Here is an 18740-nt window from a genome sequence, read left to right on the forward strand (position 1 = left end):
TTATTCCGCCATAGCTCAGTTGGTAGTAGCGCATGACTGTTAATCATGATGTCGTAGGTTCGAGTCCTACTGGCGGAGTACATAAGAAAGTGAAGATCAATTTTTATTGATCTTTTTATTTTTATCTTATAAAACTAAAGGCTCCGTTTTTATACGGAGCCTTTAGTTAACTAGTTATTTGGAAAGAATGCTTGATATAAAGCTTTAATAGCTTTTTCTTCTTGATCCTTACTTACAACGAACATAATAGAGACTTCACTAGAACCTTGTGAGATCATTTGAATATTCACTTCGTTTTCTGATAGTGCTTTAGCTGCAGTTGCGGTAACCCCTACTTGACTTTTCATTTTTTCACCGACGATCATAATGATTGAAAGATCGTGTTCGATTTCGGCGGTGTCTACTTCTAGCTTTTGCGTTAATTGTTTTAAAATTTCTTGTTCTTTAATTGGAGTAAGCTCACGTGAACGTAAGATAATGGACAGGTCGTCGATACCAGTTGGCATATGTTCCCAACTAATATTAAGATCTTCTAGTACTTGTAAAACTTTTCGACCAAACCCAACTTCACGGTTCATGAGGTATTTGGTCATATTGATACTTACAAACCCTGAATCTCCAGCGATTCCTACGACAGTTACATGATCATTTGAATGTTCCAAAACAATTCGGGTCCCTGGGTGGTCCGGATTGTTTGTATTTTTAATGACTAATGGAATTTTACCTCTGTAGGCTGGCACAAGAGCTTCATCATGTAAAACTGAAAAGCCAGCATAGGCTAATTCACGCATCTCTTTGTAAGTTAATTCAGGAATAGAATGTGGGTGTTTAATGATACCTGGATGTGCTGCAAAAATACCATTTACGTCTGTAAAGTTTTCGTATAAGTCTGCTTTTACACCTGCTGCAATGATCGATCCTGTAATGTCGGATCCACCACGAGAAAATGTACAAATATCCCCATCTTGGGTAACACCAAAGAATCCTGGAATGACAATCACTTCACTTGAATCTTTTAGTTCTTCAATTTTATCGTAACTAGATGGTAAAATACGAGCGTTAGAAGGTTCTGCAGTGACCGTGATTCCTGCCTCTTTTGGATGGATATATCTTGCTTCTAATCCATTCTGATTGAAATAGGCAGCAATGAGTTTAGCATTGTTATTTTCACCTGCTGCTAAGAATGCATCGTATGTAAATGGATTTCCTTTTTTAGGCAAATTTGTCAGATCATAGATATCTTCAGCAATTTCTTGAATGATAGAATCTTTGAGACCCAATTCTTCTGTAATGGCACGATAACGCTCAATAATCCACTGTTGTGTTTGCGTAACATCTTTATCTGAAGTGAATTCTTTATAATAACGGATCAGTGCATCTGTTACTTTTGTATCTTCTGCATTTCGCTTACCAGGAGCTGATACAACTACAAATTTTCTTTCTGGATCATCTTTAATGATATTAAGTACTTTTTTTAATTGTGGAGCTGATGCTAGAGAACTTCCACCGAATTTAGTTACTTTCATATTTTCTCCTTAATAGTTTCATTAGTACATTATACCAAACTTCAGTTGTTGATACAATGTATTTATAAATAGGGCATAGAATAGGTGGATCTTATGAGGCTAGAAATTGTCATGATTTAAATTTTACAATTTTGTTACATCTTATAGATATATTTTACTATTCTTATTTTTTATGGTATGATATGTTATAATTAAAAAGTTTTAATATCAAAATATTTTATATTTAAACAAAAGGAGTCTGTGATGTTTGAAACAATTTTCTATTCTGTCGAAAACGATCTCGCGTCAATTTCTTTAAATCGTCCTGAAGTTTCCAATGGTTTTAACATTCCAATGTGTCAGGAAATTTTAGCTGCCTTGGAAGATGCAGAAAAAAATGAGGAAGTAAAATTCATTATTCTATCAGCAGAAGGGAAAATCTTTTCAGTTGGTGGAGATTTGAGCGAAATGAAACGCGCAGTCGATGCGGATGACATCGAGTCTCTTGTTTTAATTGCCGAATTAGTTAATACGATTTCTAAGAAGATTAAGCAATTACCTAAGCCGGTTATTATGGTAGCTGATGGAGCGGTCGCAGGAGCGGCGGCCAACATAGCAGTAGCTGTTGATTTTTGTATTATTAGTGATCGTACTAAATTTATTCAAGCCTTTGTTGGGGTTGGTTTAGCACCAGATGCGGGTGGGTTATTCTTATTAGGAAAAGCTATTGGTATGTCTCGGGCTACTCATTTAGTAATGACGGGTGAAGCTTTGACCGCAGAAAAAGCATTGGAATATGGCCTAGCTTACCGTGTTTGTGAATCTGAAAAACTTGAGAAAACGGTTGATCAATTGCTTAAAAAATTAAGAAGAGGATCTTCAAATTCTTATGCTGCCATGAAAGAAATGGTTTGGGAAGCCTTCTTGAAAGAATGGGATCAATATGCGAATCTTGAATTAAATTTGCAAAAGAAACTAGCATTTACAGAAGATTTTAAAGAGGGGGTTATTGCCTACTCTGAAAAACGTCGGCCACAATTTAAAGGAAAATAAATTTGTATTTTTTCTATGTTTTGTGAAAAAAGCTTGCAAATTATTTTCATTTTTGATAAAATTTGACTATCAAAGTAAAATTAGGAGGTGGAGTTTTGAATTACCAATTAGTTAATGACTATTTAACATCCATCTTTAATAATGTTTTGGTTATCGAGGAGACGAGCCTAAGAGCAAGTCGATTTAAAGATGTTTCTATTAAAGAAATGCATACGATCGACGTGATTGGTTCGACACCGAATGCAACCCCGAGTGATATTTCACGGGAGTTGATGGTGACTTTGGGGACTGTCACGACAAGTTTGAATAATCTTGAGCGCAAAGGGTATATCGAAAGAAGAAGATCTGAAGTTGATCGCCGGGTTGTACACTTGAGTTTAACAAAGAATGGTCGTCTACTTTATCGACTTCATCAACAATTCCATAAACGGATGGTCAACCAGATTATTGGAGATATGAGTCCTGAAGAGAAGAAAGTGATGCAAAAAGGATTGCAAAATCTGTATCGTTTCTTGGAGGAAATTAAATAATGGTCTTTGCTAAAATTAGTCAAGTCGCTCATTATGTACCTGACCAAGTCGTATCGAATGATGATTTAGCTGAGATTATGGATACAAGTGATGAATGGATCAGTAGTCGGACAGGCATTCTTCGTCGTCACATTTCAAGAGATGAGACGACCAGTGATCTTGCAACAGTTGTCGCACAAAGATTATTAGCAAAAGCAAACTTAGACGCTGAAGAAATTGATTTTATCGTTGTCGCTACAATTACTCCAGACAGCTTAATGCCATCGACCGCAGCCCGGGTACAAGCTAATATTGGAGCTTCTCGAGCCTTTGCTTTTGACCTGACTGCAGCATGTAGCGGATTTGTATTTGCATTAGCCACTGCTGAAAAATACATTTCTTCAGGGATGTACCAGCGAGGGATTGTGATCGGTAGTGAGACGCTTTCAAAAGTATTAGACTGGTCAGATCGCTCTACTTCAGTACTTTTTGGAGATGGAGCTGGCGGTGTCTTGCTTGAAGCGAGCGATCAAAAATCGTTTTTAGCTGAAAGTCTTTTTACGGATGGTAGCCGTGGTTCTAGTCTTGAATCTTGCTATTTGGGTCTGTCTTCTCCTTATTCAGAGGAAGTTACCGATCGAAGATATCTGACGATGGATGGGCGGGCAGTTTTTGATTTTGCTATTCGTGATGTCACGAAAAGCATTCAAAAGATTATAGCAGACGCCTCTATGGAAGCAGAAGAGATTGACTATTTTCTTTTACATCAGGCGAATGACCGAATGTTAGATAAGATGTCAAAAAAACTGGGTGTCTCTAGAGAGAAGATCCCAGCAAATATGATGGAATATGGGAACACTAGTGCTGCTAGTATCCCCATTCTATTATCGGAGTGTGTCGAGAATCATCGAATCAAGATGGATGGAAGTCAAAAAATTCTTCTTACAGGATTCGGTGGAGGTTTGACATGGGGCACACTTCTTGTTACAATCTAGTTAAACATGTGGAAACACATTTTAAAAATTTATATATTTTTTTTAAGGAGGCCTGTCATGGCAGTATTTGAAAAAGTACAAGAAATTATCGTTGAAGAACTTGGTAAAGAACCATCAGAAGTAACTCTTGAATCTACATTCGAAGATTTAGAAGCAGATTCATTGGATTTGTTCCAAGTTATCTCTGAAATTGAAGATGCTTTTGACATCCAAATCGAAACTGAAGAAGGATTGTCTACAGTTGGTGACCTTGTCGCTTACGTAGAAGAAAAAACAAAATAATGATAGATGAGAGTATCGAAAGATATTCTCTCTTATTTAGGTAATAGTTTGAGGCTCAAAGAAACAATCTTTTAAACTCAAACTATTACTTAAGTGAAAAAAGAGGTAGGTATAATGCAAACACGAATTACTGAACTATTGAATATTAAATATCCAATCTTCCAAGGTGGTATGGCCTGGGTTGCTGATGGAGACTTGGCTGGAGCCGTTTCAAATGCTGGTGGACTCGGAATTATTGGTGGTGGTAATGCCCCTAAAGAAGTGGTAAAAGCTAATATTGATAGAGTAAAACAAATCACTGACAAACCATTCGGTGTTAATATCATGCTTTTGTCACCATTTGCAGATGACATCGTCGACCTCGTTATCGAAGAGGGTGTTAAGGTTGTTACAACAGGTGCCGGAAACCCAGGTAAATATATGGAGCGTTTCCACGAAGCTGGAATTACAGTAATCCCAGTTATTCCATCGGTAGCACTTGCTAAACGTATGGAAAAACTTGGAGCTGATGCTGTTGTCGCAGAAGGTATGGAAGCTGGTGGTCACATTGGTAAATTGACAACCATGGCACTTGTTCGCCAGGTTGCGGATGCGGTATCTATCCCAGTTATTGGTGCTGGTGGTGTTGCAGATGGACGTGGTATGGCTGCTGTTCTTATGCTTGGAGCAGAAGCTGTTCAGGTTGGTACTCGTTTCGCTGTTGCTAAGGAATCTAATGCACACCAAAACTTCAAAGATAAGATTTTGAAGGCTAAAGATATTGATACTGTTATTTCAGCCTCAGTTGTTGGACACCCAGTTCGTGCGATTAAGAATAAATTGGCTACAGAATATAACCAAGCTGAAAAAGATTTCTTGGCTGGTAAGAAGACTCAAGAGGAAATTGAAGAGCTTGGTGCAGGTGCCCTTCGTAACGCTGTTGTTGATGGAGATGTGGAATATGGTTCAGTTATGGCTGGACAAATTGCAGGTCTTGTTCGTAAAGAAGAAACATGTGCAGAAATCTTGGAAGACCTTTACACAGGTGCTGCCAAGGTGATTAAAGAAGAAGCTGCTCGTTGGGCAGATGTAAACGTCTAAAAACGTCGAAAGGATTAGGATAGTGACAAAACGTGCGTTCTTATTTGCTGGTCAAGGGGCTCAGAAATTGGGCATGGCGAGCGATTTGTATGCGGCTTATCCCGTTGTTAAAGAGACATTTGATACGGCTAGTCGTATTCTAGGCTATGATTTGCGTGAATTGATTGATTCTAACGAAGAAAAACTGAATCAGACACGCTATACTCAACCAGCTATTTTGACAACGTCAGTAGCCATTTATCGTCTCTTAGTAGAAAATGGTATCACTCCTGATATTGTTGCCGGTCTCTCTTTGGGGGAATATTCTGCCCTGGTTGCGGCTGGAGCTCTTTCGTTTGAAGATGCAGTAGCTTTGGTTGCGAAACGAGGTGAATTCATGGAAACGGCAGCTCCCGCTGGAAGTGGGAAAATGGTTGCTGTTATGAATACAGACCCAAGTTTGATCGAGGAGATTTGTCAACAAGCATCCGAAAAGGGTGTAGTAACACCAGCTAACTACAATACGCCAGCACAAATTGTGATTGGTGGTGAGGTTGCGGCTGTGGACTATGCTGTGGAACTATTGCAGGAAGCAGGTGCCAAACGCTTGATCCCTTTGAATGTGTCAGGTCCATTCCACACAGCCTTACTGGAATCTGCTAGTCAAAAATTGGCGGCTGAACTAGAAAAAGTATCATTTAATGATTTTGATCTTCCTTTAGTTGGGAATACAGAAGCTACTATCATGAAGTCAGAAGATGTGAAAGCACTTTTGGCCCGTCAAGTAAAAGAACCGGTTCGTTTCTATGATTCAATTGCTACGATTCAAGACTTTGGTGTAGATGAAGTCATCGAGATCGGACCTGGAAAAGTCTTGTCAGGATTCTTGAAGAAAATTGATAAAACTCTTCCAACTCATAACGTCGAAGATCAGGCTAGTCTAGATGCACTTCTGAATGCTTAAAACGAGGTAAAGATGGAACTTAAAAATAAAAATGTTTTTGTAACAGGTTCAACACGCGGAATTGGATTGGCTGTGGCTCATAAATTTGCGAGTCTCGGTGCCAATGTTGTCCTAAATGGACGTTCTGAAATTTCTGAGGACTTGCTTGCACAGTTTGCTGACTATGGTGTGACTGTTGTTGGTATTTCTGGAGATATTTCTAATGGCGAAGATGCGCAACGTATGGTGGCTGAAGCAATTGAAAAGCTTGGAAGTGTTGATGTTTTGGTCAATAACGCTGGCATTACAAACGACAAGTTGATGTTGAAAATGACTGAAGAAGATTTTGAACGGGTCTTGAAAATCAACTTGACCGGTGCCTTTAATATGACTCAAGCTGTCTTAAAACCTATGTCTAAGGCTCGTCAAGGTGCCATTATCAACATGTCCTCTGTTGTTGGTCTAATGGGGAATATTGGTCAAGCGAACTATGCAGCTTCAAAAGCTGGATTGATTGGTTTTACCAAATCCGTTGCGCGTGAAGTTGCGGCTCGTGGCGTTCGTGTGAATGCCATTGCACCTGGTTTCATTGAATCAGATATGACAGACGCTATTCCAGAGAAAATGAAAGATGCCATGCTAGCTCAAGTGCCAATGAAACGAATTGGTCAAGCTGAAGAAGTGGCAGAAGTTGCGGCTTTCTTGGCAGGTCAAGAATATTTAACTGGTCAAACAATTGCCATTGATGGCGGCATGACTATGCAATAATGAATGCTTACTGATCGAAAATCACTTACTTAAATATCCATCCGACAAAAGGAGAATATATATGTCTACAAATCGTGTTGTTGTTACAGGTTACGGTGTAACCTCACCAATCGGAAATACACCAGAGGAGTTCTGGAATAGCCTTCATGAAGGAAAAATTGGAATCAAGCCCATTACGAAATTTGATGCTTCTGAAATTCCAGTCTTTAATGCTGGTGAAATTCAAGATTTCCCATTCGATAAATATTTTGTGAAAAAAGATCAAAATCGTATGGATACTTACTCATTGTATGCAATCTATGCTGCGATGGAAGCTATTGAAAATTCAGGCTTGAATATGGAAGAAGAAGACCGTGATCGAGTAGGCGTGATTGTATCATCTGGTATCGGTGGTTTGCAAGAATTGGAAGATCAAATTATCCGGATGCATGAACGTGGGATGAAGAGAATCCAACCAATGTTTATTCCAAAAGCTCTTTCAAACATGGGTGCTGGAAACATCGCACTTAAGATTGGGGCTCAAGGGGTATGTAAATCAGTGACAACTGCTTGTGCTTCTGCCAATGATGCAATTGGTGAAGCTTTCCGTGAAATTAAATTTGGTATGCATGATGTTGTTTTGGCAGGTGGTGCTGAAGCTTCTATTACCAAGATTGGTATTGGTGGTTTTAATGCCCTTACAGCTCTTTCTACAACGGAAGACCCAGAACGTTCCTCTATTCCATTTGACAAAGACCGTAATGGTTTTGTGATGGGGGAAGGTGCAGGGGTTCTTGTCATCGAAAGTTTGGAACATGCCCAAAAACGTGGTGCTAATATTTTAGCTGAGATTGTTGGTTACGGATCAAACTGTGATGCTTACCACATGACAACACCAACTCCAGATGGTTCAGGAGCTGCTAAAGCGATTAAATTAGCGATCAATGAAGCAGGTATCAAGCCTGAAGATGTTGACTATGTCAATGCCCATGGTACCTCTACACCTGCCAATGAGAAAGGTGAAAGCGGAGCTATTGTTTCTGTACTTGGTAAAGAAGTTCCTGTATCTTCGACTAAATCATTTACAGGACACTTGCTTGGTGCTGCTGGTGCGGTTGAAGCGATTGCTACCATCGAAGCGATTCGTCACAGTTTTGTACCAAAAACTGCTGGGACTAAAGAATTATCTGACTATATAGAAGCAAACGTTGTTTATGGTGAAGGCCAAGAAGCGGATATTCAGTACGCTATCTCAAATACCTTTGGTTTTGGAGGACACAATGCTGTTCTGGCCTTTAAACGTTGGGAGGGTTAATTCATGAATATTTCTGAAATCAAAGATTTGTTGGCTCAATTTGATGCGTCAACTTTGCGTGAATTCTCATATAAAAATAACGGCGAAGAATTGAATTTGAGTAAAAACCAAACTAGTTCAGTTGCGGCTACACCGGTAGCCCCTGCGGTTGAAGTGGTATCGGCCCCTCAAACTCCTGCAGTAGTCCCTGTTGTTGAAGCACCAGCAACTCCAGCTGTAGCGGCTGAAACAGTTGCTGCTCCAGCTCAAGAGGCTGAAGGTGATGTCGTTGAAAGTCCATTGGTTGGTGTGGCTTACTTGTCACCAGCTCCGGATAAACCAGCCTTCGTATCTGTAGGAGACAAGGTCACTAAGGGTCAAACACTCTTAATTATCGAAGCCATGAAAGTGATGAATGAAGTCCCAGCACCTAAAGATGGGGTGGTCACTGAAATTTTGGTAACGAATGAAGAAATGGTTGAATTTGGAAAAGGATTGGTTCGAATTAAATGACAATTGATATAAATGCTATTCGTGAGGCTTTGCCGCATCGTTACCCAATGCTTTTGGTGGATCGCGTTTTAGAAACAAGCGAAGATACGATTGTTGCCATTAAAAACGTGACAATTAATGAACCATTTTTTAATGGACATTTTCCACAGTATCCTGTTATGCCAGGTGTTCTCATCATGGAAGCTTTGGCACAAACAGCAGGTGTACTAGAGTTGTCAAAACCTGAAAATAAAGGGAAATTAGTCTTTTATGCGGGGATGGACAAGGTGAAGTTTAAAAAACAAGTTGTTCCAGGAGATCAACTGGTGATGACAGCTACTTTTGTCAAACGTCGTGGAACAATTGCTGTTGTTGAAGCGAAAGCAGAGGTAGACGGTAAGCTTGCAGCTTCAGGAACACTTACTTTTGCAATTGGAAATTAAGAAAGGCCTATCTATGTTTCGTAAGATCTTAATCGCCAATCGTGGTGAGATTGCAGTTCGCATTATTCGTGCAGCTCGTGAACTTGGCATCGAGACGGTTGCGGTGTATTCTACTGCTGATAAAGAAGCCTTGCATACCTTACTAGCGGACGAAGCAGTCTGTATTGGACCTGCTAAATCAACAGAATCTTATTTAAATATGAGTGCTGTCTTGTCTGCTGCTGTATTAACAGGTGCAGAAGCCATCCATCCTGGTTTTGGATTTTTAAGTGAAAACTCAAAATTTGCAACCATGTGTGAGGAAGTAGGCATTAAATTTATCGGTCCATCTGCTAAAGTCATGGATATGATGGGGGATAAGATTAATGCTCGTAAACAGATGATCAAAGCAGGAGTACCTGTTATTCCTGGATCAGATGGTGAAGTGTATACTGCTGAAGAAGCCCTCGAGATTGCCGAACGCATCGGTTATCCTGTGATGTTGAAAGCATCTGCGGGAGGCGGTGGTAAAGGAATTCGGAAGGTTGAAAAATCAGAAGATCTGGTTGCTGCTTTTGAATCAGCTTCCTCAGAAGCTCAAGCTGCTTTTGGGAATGGTGCCATGTACATGGAGCGGGTGATTTATCCTGCACGCCACATTGAAGTACAAATTTTAGCGGATCAGCATGGACATGTCATTCACTTAGGTGAACGCGATTGTTCTCTTCAACGAAATAACCAAAAAGTTCTAGAGGAATCCCCTTCGATTGCCATCGGAAAAACGCTTCGCAATCGCATTGGATCTGCTGCTGTTCGGGCAGCTGAATCAGTTGGATATGAGAATGCTGGAACGATTGAATTCTTGTATGATGAAGGCAAGGGTGAGTTCTACTTTATGGAAATGAATACCCGTGTGCAAGTAGAGCATCCTGTTACAGAATTTGTAACAGGAGTTGATATCGTTAAGGAACAGATTAAAATTGCAGCTGGACAAGAATTATCCGTTACTCAAGAGGATATTGTCTTTAAAGGCCATGCGATTGAATGCCGGATCAATGCGGAAAATCCTTCCTTTAACTTTGCACCAAGCCCAGGTAAGATCACGAATCTCTATCTTCCAAGTGGTGGGGTTGGCTTGCGTGTGGATTCTGCTGTGTATCCTGGTTATACGATTCCACCATACTATGATAGTATGATTGCTAAGATCATTGTCCATGGTGAAAATCGCTTTGATGCACTGATGAAAATGCAGAGAGCTCTTTATGAGTTGGAAATCGATGGTGTCACAACCAATAGCAGTTTCCAGTTGGATTTGATTTCAGATTCACATGTAATCGCTGGTGATTATGATACTGCATTTTTGATGGAACAATTCCTTCCAAATTATAATAAGGAATGATGAAAAAGCCTGGACTTGTGAGGGAAGTATGAACATCATCCTCACAGTTGCAGGCTTTTATAGTAATGCTACAGATGCAGTAGCATATTATAAGGAGTAAGTAATGGCATTATTTTCTAAAAAAGATAAATATATTCGGATCAATCCGAATAGGTCAGCCTGGAAGGAACCTCAGCCAAAACCTGAAGTTCCTGATGAACTATTTTCACAATGCCCAGGTTGTAAACATACCATTTACCAAAAGGATTTAGGTAGTGAGCGTGTCTGCCCGAATTGTGGCTATACCTTCCGTATTTCTGCTAAAGAACGCTTGGCGCTGACAGTGGATCCAGCTAGCTTTGAAGAAATGTTTACAGGAATCGAAACGACAGATCCTTTGAATTTCCCAAATTATAAGAAGAAACTAGCAGCAGTGCGGGAAATGACAGGACTGGATGAAGCTGTCCTGACTGGAACTGCCTTGATTAAAGGTCAAAAAGTTGCGCTTGGGATCATGGATTCCAACTTTATCATGGCTTCAATGGGTTCTGTAGTAGGCGAAAAAATTACTCGTTTATTTGAATTTGCGACAAAAGAAAAATTGCCAGTTGTTCTTTTTACCGCTTCCGGTGGTGCTCGGATGCAAGAAGGAATCGTGAGTTTGATGCAAATGGCAAAAATTTCTGCGGCTGTTCAACGCCATTCCAAAGAAAAATTATTCTATTTGACGGTATTGACAGATCCGACAACTGGTGGGGTGACAGCCTCATTTGCTATGGAAGGTGATATTATCATGGCAGAGAGTCAAGCCTTGGTCGGGTTTGCTGGTCGACGCGTGATCGAATCAACTGTGCGTGAAAAATTGCCTGATGATTTCCAAAAAGCAGAATTTCTACAAGAACATGGATTTGTAGACTTGATCGTGGAGAGAAGTCAAATCCGAGCGACAGTTGGACAATTATTAGCCCTTCATGGAGGTAAACATGAGTAAAATAACACAGATTATTAAAGAAGCACGTGACCAAGGAAGATTGACTGCGCTTGATTTTGCTCAAGGAATTTTTGATGATTTTATCGAATTACATGGAGATCGAAACTTCCGTGATGATGGTGCGGTGATTGGTGGGATTGGACGCTTAGGCGATCAAACGGTTACAGTCGTTGGAATCCAAAAAGGAAAAAATCTTCAAGATAATCTAAAACGTAATTTTGGGCAACCCCATCCAGAAGGCTATCGAAAAGCTTTGCGCCTCATGAAGCAAGCGGAGAAATTTGGTCGTCCAGTTGTGACCTTTATCAATACAGCGGGTGCTTATCCTGGTGTTGGTGCTGAAGAACGAGGACAAGGTGAAGCCATTGCCCGTAACCTCATGGAAATGAGTGATCTAAAAGTTCCAATTATCGCGATTATCATCGGAGAAGGTGGCTCTGGTGGTGCCTTGGCTCTTGCTGTGGCAGATAAGGTCTGGATGCTTGAGAACTCCATCTATGCAGTCTTGAGTCCAGAAGGTTTTGCCTCTATTCTTTGGAAAGATGGAAGTCGTGCTATGGAAGCAGCAGAGTTGATGAAGATTACTTCTCACGAATTGTTAAATATGGAAATTGTCGATAAGGTGATTCCCGAGCATGGATTTTCAAATGGAGAACTACTGGCTCAAGTGAAGAAGGAATTACAGGAAGAGTTAAAGGTTTTACAAGCTTTACCTCTCGAAGAGCTTCTGGAGCAACGCTACCAACGTTTTCGTAAATATTAAAAAACTGAGCTTGCAATTTGCAAGACTCAGTTTTTTTAAACTTTATTTTGGTGCGATGACTTCTGCGCCACCCATGTATGGGCGAAGGACTTCTGGAATGGTCACAGAACCGTCTTCGTTTTGGTAGTTTTCAAGAATAGCAGCGACGGTACGTCCGACAGCCAATCCAGAACCGTTCAAAGTGTGAAGGAGTTTTACCTTGCCATCTGCTTCGTCACGGTAGCGGATTTGCGCACGGCGAGCTTGGAAATCTTCTGTATTGGAACAGCTTGAGATTTCACGGTAGGTGTTTTGCGCTGGAATCCATACTTCCAAGTCATAAGTCTTGGCCGCTGAGAAGCCCATGTCTCCAGTGGAGAGAGCTACCACACGGTATGGAAGGTTCAGTTTTTGAAGGATATTTTCAGCATTGACAACCATTTTTTCCAATTCATCATATGATTCTTCTGGTTTAGCAAATTTTACCATTTCAACCTTATGGAATTGGTGCAAACGGATCAAGCCACGAGTATCACGACCAGCTGAACCAGCTTCTGAACGGAAAGATGGACTCATAGCGGTGAAGTAGATTGGAAGATCTTTCCCATCAAGAATTTCATCGCGGTAGTAGTTTGTCAAGGGAACTTCAGCTGTTGGAATGAGGACATAATTGGTATCGCTAAGTTCAAAAGTATCTTCCTTGAATTTTGGATACTGACCAGTACCAAACATAGAATCATGATTGACCATGTAAGGAGGGATGACTTCAGTGTAGCCTTCCTTACCATGTTCATCCAACATGAAGTTGTAGATAGCACGTTCTAAGCGAGCTCCAAGTCCTTTGTAGAAGAGGAAACGAGCACCAGTGACTTTAGCCCCGCGTTCCCAGTCAAGGATACCAAGGTCTTCACCTAAATCCCAGTGAGCTTTTGGTTCGAAGCCAAATTCGCGAGGTGTTCCCCAACGGCGAACCTCAACGTTGTCATCCTCATCCGCTCCAACAGGGACACTGTCAGCAGGGATGTTTGGAAGGGTAGTAGTGAATTCAGTTAATTTTGCATCGATTTCAGCTAATTCTGTATCCAATGCTTTGACCTCTGCAGAGAGGGTTTGCATGGCAGCAATCTTATCATCTGCATTTTCCTTGTTGCGTTTAGCTTGTGCGATTTCAGCAGATACAGTGTTACGCTCTGCTTTGAGATTTTCTACTTTGACTAAGATATCTCGACGTTTGGCATCGATTTCTTTCATTTCATTCAAAATAGCTGCATCTACGCCACGTGTTGCCAATTTTTTAGCAACCGTATCAAAGTCTGTACGAATTCGTTTAATATCTAACATAGCTTCTCCTTTAACAAAAAACACACCTGTTAGAGTGTTGGAGTGGCAGAGCCACGGTTCCATCCAACTTCACAGGTGTGCACTTGATTCGATATTGTATTTTAAAGAAACGGTAGAATTTCAATTAAGATTCCTATCTGCTCGCAGCAACCGCAGACTTTCTGAAAGAGACTCTTAACTTACTTATCCGTTTGCGTCTATTATACAAGAAAAGATCCTATTTTGCAAATAGATTTTTAATTTTAGCCGTGATGATTTGGATCAACGTAGGAAGTTTGACAATTTTATCATTCCCTAGATGTTCCCGAGCAATCTTTAAAATTTTTCCAGAGTCTTTTGAAGCAAAGAGAAATTTTGATTCTCTGGTATAGATTTCAAAATGGCGGCTAATTTTACGTCCGGATACATTGGCTCCGATTCGCTCGATTTCTTGCCAGGGAATTTGGATGTAGTCTTCTACATTTGCATCCGCATAAAATTCAAAAGCGGCATTCCCGACTAGGATTTTTCCAACCTTTCCCCCCACTCCAAGGTAAGAAACCCCTGTAGTATGGAATTCAACGGTTTTATTCAATGATTGAGCCATGAGATCCTCCTGTATTGCTGTTCACTCCATTATATCATAATAAAAAGAAGGCCGAAACCTTCTTTTTAGTTGATCTTTGCTTACATCAAGCCAGCAACGTGTGCTAATACACCGATTACAAAGAGAGCGATGATGATAGTGATTGGAGATACTTTTTTCTTCAACAACCACATACAAGCAAAAGTAAGAAGCAATCCCATCAAACCAGGAATCAATGAATCCAAGTTTTGTTGGAAAGTTGTAACTTTTTCAGGTGTTTGAGATAGGCCTGAACCAACTTGAGCGAAGGCTTCTTGAATTCCTTTGAAACCTTCAGGAAGTTTATCCCAATGGATATAAGCTTTGTCGTCTAATTTGACAGAAGAAACATTGAAGACGAATTTAATAGATACCCAACGTTCTACCAAGACAGCGAGGATGAACATCCCAAGGATAGAAGCCCCTTTAGTGATGTCTTGCAAGATCCCACCAGACATATCTTTGGTAATTTCAGAACCTGCTTTGTAGCCAAGTTCTTGCGTGTACCACAAGAAGGCCATACGAATCGCATTCCATGCGATAAAGAAGATGAGTGGACCAAGGATATTACCAGACGCAGCAAGTGATGCACCAAGAGCCCCAAGAATTGGACGGACAGTGAACCAGAAGACTGGATCTCCGATACCCGCCAAAGGACCCATCATACCAATTTTAACCCCTTGGATGGCAGCATCGTCAATAGCGGCACCGTTTGCTCTTTCTTCTTCAAGAGCAAGCGTTACCCCGATGATAGGAGCGGCAACGTATGGATGAGTGTTAAAGAATTCCATGTGACGTTCAAGAGCAGCCGCTTGGTCTTCTTTCTTCGTGTAGAGTTTTTTGATAGCTGGGATCAATGAGTAAGCCCAACCCAAGTTTTGCATCCGTTCATAGTTCCAAGAACCTTGCAAGAAGGTTGAACGCCACCAAACTTTTTGACGATCTGATTTAGATAATTGTAATTTTTCAGTCATGATAGTGTCACACCTTTCTTAATAGTCTTCGAGAATGTCGCCAATTGGATCGTTAGAAGTAGCGGCACCGCCACCTCCATTGCCACCTTTCTTAGAAAGAGTAAGGTAGATCAAGGCAAGGGAAACACCAATTGCTCCAAGGGCGATCAAGGTCAATTGGCTAACAGCTGCAAGAGCAAAACCGATGGCAAAGAATGGCCATACTTCACGGCTCGCCATCATGTTGATAACCATGGCATAACCAACGGCTACAACCATACCACCACCGATTTGCATTCCATCAGAGAGCCATTTTGGCATTTGTTCAAGAGCAGTTTTGACAGTTTCAGCAGGAATCATCAACAAGAGGGCTGCAGGAATGGCGATACGAAGACCTTGAAGAAGAAGGGCCACAAAGTGAGCGCGTTCTACACCTTTGATATCCCCTTTTCTAGCAGCAGCGTCGGCAGTGTGAACCAAACCAACGGAAAGGGTACGGACGATCATGGTCAAGAAAAGACCAGCAACTGCAAGTGGAATAGCGACACCTTGAGCGACAGCGATTCCTTTTGTACTGAAGTCTCCCCCAAGTACCATGATGATGGCAGCAGCGACAGATGCAAGGGCAGCATCGGGTGCAACTGCGGCACCAATGTTTGCCCAGCCAAGTGCAATAAATTGAAGTGAACCACCAAGCATAATGCCAGCAGTCAAGTTACCTGTTACCAAACCGATTAAGGTACAAGCAACAAGGGGTTGGTGGAATTGGAATTGGTCAAGGATACCTTCAAGACCTGCTAAGAAGGCAACAACGACCACTAATACCATAGAAATAATAGACATGTTTAAAATCCTTTCGTAAGTAATCGATTATTGAACGTTAGCTTTGTTAATTAAGTCAAACAAATCTTTCTTAGAGTCATTTGGCACTTTACGGACGTCAAATTCAACTCCAAGATCACGCATTTTTTCAAATGTAGCCACGTCATCTTTATCCATTGACAACACATTGTTCACCATGGTTTTACCAGTTGAGTGGGCCATTGAACCAACGTTCAAGGTTTTAATCGGAACACCACCTTCGATGGCGCGAAGAGCATCTTGAGGTGTTTCAAATAAGATCAAAGCATGGGTATTTCCAAAACGTGGATCTTTTGCAACGTCGATCAATTTTTGAATTGGGACAACGTTTGCTTTCACACCATTTGGTGCCGCTTGTTTGATCAATTCCTTACGGAGTTCATCTTTGGCAACAGAATCTGAAGCAACAATGATCCGATCGGCTTTTGAATCAGGTGTCCAAGCAGTTGCGACTTGTCCATGAAGAAGACGTGTATCTAAGCGGGCAAGGTTAATCTTGAGTTTTCCATCTCCGATAACTGTTCCTTCTGGAATAGCAGCTTGGGCTACAGGAGCAGCAGCGGCTGTACTAGCTTCTTCAACAGGATTCAATTCTTCTGGAAGAGCTTTGACACCGTCTTTTGCTTCCTTAATGATGTTTGCAGCGACTTTATCAACGCCGGCATTTGCATCCATCAAACGTTCTGTATAAGCTTGAATCAACATCGGAAGGTTTAATCCTGTAATGATCGCAAATTTACGATCTGGATTTTCTCCCATGACGCGACTTGCTTGGTTAAATGGAGAACCACTCCAAAGGTCAGCCAAAACCAAGACTTCATCTTCTGCATCAAATGCGGCAACAGCTGCATTAAATTTAGCATAGAGATCATCCGGGCCTTCACTTGGCATGAACGTAACCACTTGAACTTTCTCTTGATCCCCAAAGATCATCGAGCCGGATTGGTGGATTCCAGCTGCAAATTCACCGTGGCTAGCAATAATGATACCAATACTCATTATTGACATTCCTCCTTATAAAATTTGTTTGACTTTCAGTTTAAGAAAACTTTAAGCTACTTTATTATAAATCGTTTCCACACTTAAGTCAATTTTTCTATCAAAATCTCGATGTAAAAACATTGATTTATTATATTAAATTATCGTTAGATAGAAAAAGAATGCTCTTGAATGGCTCTTGTTTATTAGTTGATGATGGCAGAAGAAAGCAATGATATGTAGGTTTCATAGGATTTGAATTTCAATAAAAATATTCCAACAATCGATCTATATCCGCAAAAATAAAAAATAAATATATAATAAATTGTAAAATAGAGTGATTGAGAGCACTCAAAAAGACTAGCCCAGTTGGGCTAGTCCTGTAGGTTCAGTTGTTTAGTTTGTAAAGTCAAGTACCATACGTCCTTGAATGGTTCCAGCTTCCATTTCGTCAAAGACTTTGACAGCATCTTCTACTGGACGTTTTTGAACGATAGGGACTACCAAGCCTTCTGCTCCAAATTGGAAAGCTTCTTCCAAGTCTTTACGAGTTCCTACAAGAGAACCAATGACTTGGATACCATCTAATACAGTTTTCACAATGCTGAGGTCCATCATTTCAGAAGGAAGACCAACTGCGACCACGCGGCCACCTGCACGAACAGAATCTACTGCTTGGTTGAAAGCTACTTTAGAAACAGCTGTTACGACAGCAGAGTGAGCTCCACCATTTGTTTTTTCTTTGATCAATCCTGGGACATCATCAACTTCGCGACCGTTGATGACAAAGTCTGCACCAACTTCTTTCGCCAATTCTAGTTTATCATTGTTGATATCGACAGCGATGACATGTGCGTTGAAGACTTTCTTAGCATATTGAACAGCCAAGTTTCCTAGTCCACCAGCTCCATAGATAACGATCCATTGTCCTGGTTCAGCTTTGGCTTCTTTGATGGCTTTGTAAGTTGTAACACCTGCACAGGTAATAGAAGAAGCTTGGGCTGGATCTAATCCTTCAGGTACTTTCACTGCGTAATCTGCAGTAACGATACATTTTTCAGCCATTCCTCCATCAACAGAGTAACCAGCATTTTTTACAGTACGGCAAAGAGTTTCGCGACCAGTTGTACAGTATTCACAAGTTCCACATCCTTCGAAGAACCATGCGACACTGACACGATCCCCAACCTTTAGGCTCTTAACATCTGGAGCAACTTCTTTAACAATACCGATTCCTTCGTGTCCAAGAACACGGCCTGGAACTTTACCAAAGTCTCCGTGAGCAACGTGCAAGTCAGTGTGGCAGACACCACAGTATTCGATTTGAACAAGAGCTTCCCCTGTTTCAAGTGGACGCATGTCTTTGTTTGCAACGATTTCAACACCAGTACCTTCTGGATTTACAACAACAGCTTTCATTTTGTTCCTCCTTAAGTGAACGAGAAGCGGTTTAGAATTTTTGAAAGCGCTTCTTTAATAACTATGTTAATAATATCACAAACTAGATGGCAAGGCAATGAAAAAAATGGAAAAATAGGAGGGTATTGATTAACCGATTAAGTATTTAGGATAGAAAAAGACATGAGGGATA

General features: G+C 40.8%; 20 protein-coding genes and 1 tRNA gene. 14 read left to right on the forward strand and 7 right to left on the reverse strand.

The window, feature by feature from the left end; translation table 11 throughout:
* The first annotated feature begins 4 nt into the window (after positions 1 to 4).
* Positions 5 to 78, forward strand: a tRNA-Asn gene (locus tag NML76_RS08860).
* 92 nt (positions 79 to 170) lie between these two features.
* On the opposite strand, the gene NML76_RS08865 is transcribed toward NML76_RS08860, so the two are convergent.
* Positions 171 to 1526, reverse strand: a complete 1356-nt coding sequence (locus tag NML76_RS08865) for an aspartate kinase (protein ID WP_254733319.1) — start codon at positions 1524 to 1526, stop codon at positions 171 to 173.
* Between the two features lie 240 nt (positions 1527 to 1766).
* Between NML76_RS08865 and NML76_RS08870 the strand changes: the two genes are divergently transcribed.
* The 13 genes from NML76_RS08870 (at position 1767) to NML76_RS08930 (ending at position 12433) form a co-directional block, all read left to right on the forward strand.
* Positions 1767 to 2558 carry an enoyl-CoA hydratase gene (locus NML76_RS08870; RefSeq protein ID WP_254733321.1) on the forward strand — a complete coding sequence of 264 codons (792 nt, stop codon included), beginning with the start codon at positions 1767 to 1769 and terminating at the stop codon, positions 2556 to 2558.
* A 95-nt stretch (positions 2559 to 2653) separates the two neighbouring features.
* Entirely contained in the window at positions 2654 to 3088 is a 435-nt protein-coding gene (locus NML76_RS08875) for a MarR family winged helix-turn-helix transcriptional regulator (protein WP_009732277.1), read from the forward strand.
* Complete coding sequence (locus NML76_RS08880; protein WP_070659615.1) at positions 3088 to 4062, forward strand: beta-ketoacyl-ACP synthase III; 975 nt, start codon at positions 3088 to 3090, stop codon at positions 4060 to 4062. Before NML76_RS08875 ends, NML76_RS08880 begins: the two co-directional genes overlap by 1 nt.
* Positions 4063 to 4119: 57 nt before the next feature.
* A complete protein-coding gene (locus tag NML76_RS08885; protein WP_003003892.1) occupies positions 4120 to 4344 on the forward strand; it encodes an acyl carrier protein in 225 nt (74 codons plus the stop codon).
* Between the two features lie 114 nt (positions 4345 to 4458).
* Positions 4459 to 5424 (forward strand): enoyl-[acyl-carrier-protein] reductase FabK, encoded by a 966-nt coding sequence (gene fabK / locus NML76_RS08890; RefSeq protein ID WP_037608323.1) that lies wholly within the window; start codon positions 4459 to 4461, stop codon positions 5422 to 5424.
* 22 nt (positions 5425 to 5446) lie between these two features.
* Positions 5447 to 6367, forward strand: a complete 921-nt coding sequence (gene fabD / locus NML76_RS08895) for an ACP S-malonyltransferase (protein ID WP_049522747.1) — start codon at positions 5447 to 5449, stop codon at positions 6365 to 6367.
* 12 nt (positions 6368 to 6379) lie between these two features.
* Entirely contained in the window at positions 6380 to 7114 is a 735-nt protein-coding gene (gene fabG / locus NML76_RS08900) for a 3-oxoacyl-[acyl-carrier-protein] reductase (protein WP_003010456.1), read from the forward strand.
* Between the two features lie 61 nt (positions 7115 to 7175).
* Positions 7176 to 8408, forward strand: coding sequence for a beta-ketoacyl-ACP synthase II (gene fabF, locus NML76_RS08905; RefSeq protein ID WP_003010454.1), 1233 nt, complete (start codon positions 7176 to 7178; stop codon positions 8406 to 8408).
* Positions 8409 to 8411: 3 nt separating this feature from the next.
* Positions 8412 to 8900, forward strand: a complete 489-nt coding sequence (accB, locus tag NML76_RS08910) for an acetyl-CoA carboxylase biotin carboxyl carrier protein (RefSeq protein ID WP_254733323.1) — start codon at positions 8412 to 8414, stop codon at positions 8898 to 8900.
* Positions 8897 to 9322, forward strand: a complete 426-nt coding sequence (fabZ, locus tag NML76_RS08915; RefSeq protein ID WP_003004019.1) for a 3-hydroxyacyl-ACP dehydratase FabZ — start codon at positions 8897 to 8899, stop codon at positions 9320 to 9322. Before accB ends, fabZ begins: the two co-directional genes overlap by 4 nt.
* Before the next feature lie 13 nt (positions 9323 to 9335).
* Positions 9336 to 10700, forward strand: a complete 1365-nt coding sequence (locus NML76_RS08920; protein ID WP_254733325.1) for an acetyl-CoA carboxylase biotin carboxylase subunit — start codon at positions 9336 to 9338, stop codon at positions 10698 to 10700.
* A gap of 103 nt (positions 10701 to 10803) precedes the next feature.
* On the forward strand, positions 10804 to 11670 hold the full coding sequence (accD, locus tag NML76_RS08925) for an acetyl-CoA carboxylase, carboxyltransferase subunit beta (RefSeq protein ID WP_003003810.1): 867 nt from the start codon (positions 10804 to 10806) through the stop codon (positions 11668 to 11670).
* Positions 11663 to 12433 (forward strand): acetyl-CoA carboxylase carboxyl transferase subunit alpha, encoded by a 771-nt coding sequence (locus tag NML76_RS08930; RefSeq protein ID WP_021154504.1) that lies wholly within the window; start codon positions 11663 to 11665, stop codon positions 12431 to 12433. Before accD ends, NML76_RS08930 begins: the two co-directional genes overlap by 8 nt.
* A gap of 42 nt (positions 12434 to 12475) precedes the next feature.
* Here the strand turns inward: NML76_RS08930 and serS are convergent, their stop codons facing one another.
* The 6 genes from serS to adhP all read right to left on the reverse strand — a co-directional run bounded on the left by serS (position 12476) and on the right by adhP (position 18568).
* Positions 12476 to 13753, reverse strand: a complete 1278-nt coding sequence (gene serS / locus NML76_RS08935) for a serine--tRNA ligase (RefSeq protein WP_195623607.1) — start codon at positions 13751 to 13753, stop codon at positions 12476 to 12478.
* A gap of 217 nt (positions 13754 to 13970) precedes the next feature.
* On the reverse strand, positions 13971 to 14339 hold the full coding sequence (locus NML76_RS08940) for a DUF956 family protein (RefSeq protein WP_023920226.1): 369 nt from the start codon (positions 14337 to 14339) through the stop codon (positions 13971 to 13973).
* Positions 14340 to 14419: 80 nt separating this feature from the next.
* Positions 14420 to 15331 carry a PTS system mannose/fructose/sorbose family transporter subunit IID gene (locus NML76_RS08945; RefSeq protein WP_031575187.1) on the reverse strand — a complete coding sequence of 304 codons (912 nt, stop codon included), beginning with the start codon at positions 15329 to 15331 and terminating at the stop codon, positions 14420 to 14422.
* 18 nt (positions 15332 to 15349) lie between these two features.
* Positions 15350 to 16153, reverse strand: a complete 804-nt coding sequence (locus NML76_RS08950; protein ID WP_195190088.1) for a PTS mannose/fructose/sorbose transporter subunit IIC — start codon at positions 16151 to 16153, stop codon at positions 15350 to 15352.
* Positions 16154 to 16180: 27 nt separating this feature from the next.
* Positions 16181 to 17170, reverse strand: coding sequence for a PTS sugar transporter subunit IIB (locus NML76_RS08955; protein WP_031575194.1), 990 nt, complete (start codon positions 17168 to 17170; stop codon positions 16181 to 16183).
* A gap of 375 nt (positions 17171 to 17545) precedes the next feature.
* The gene (gene adhP, locus NML76_RS08960; RefSeq protein ID WP_227038450.1) at positions 17546 to 18568 is read right to left on the reverse strand and encodes an alcohol dehydrogenase AdhP; all 1023 of its coding nucleotides are present in this window, start codon (positions 18566 to 18568) and stop codon (positions 17546 to 17548) included.
* Positions 18569 to 18740: the final 172 nt, after the last annotated feature.

This window comes from Streptococcus sp. CF8_Ac1-9, from assembly GCF_024295565.1.
Lineage (GTDB): Bacteria > Bacillota > Bacilli > Lactobacillales > Streptococcaceae > Streptococcus > Streptococcus parasanguinis_X.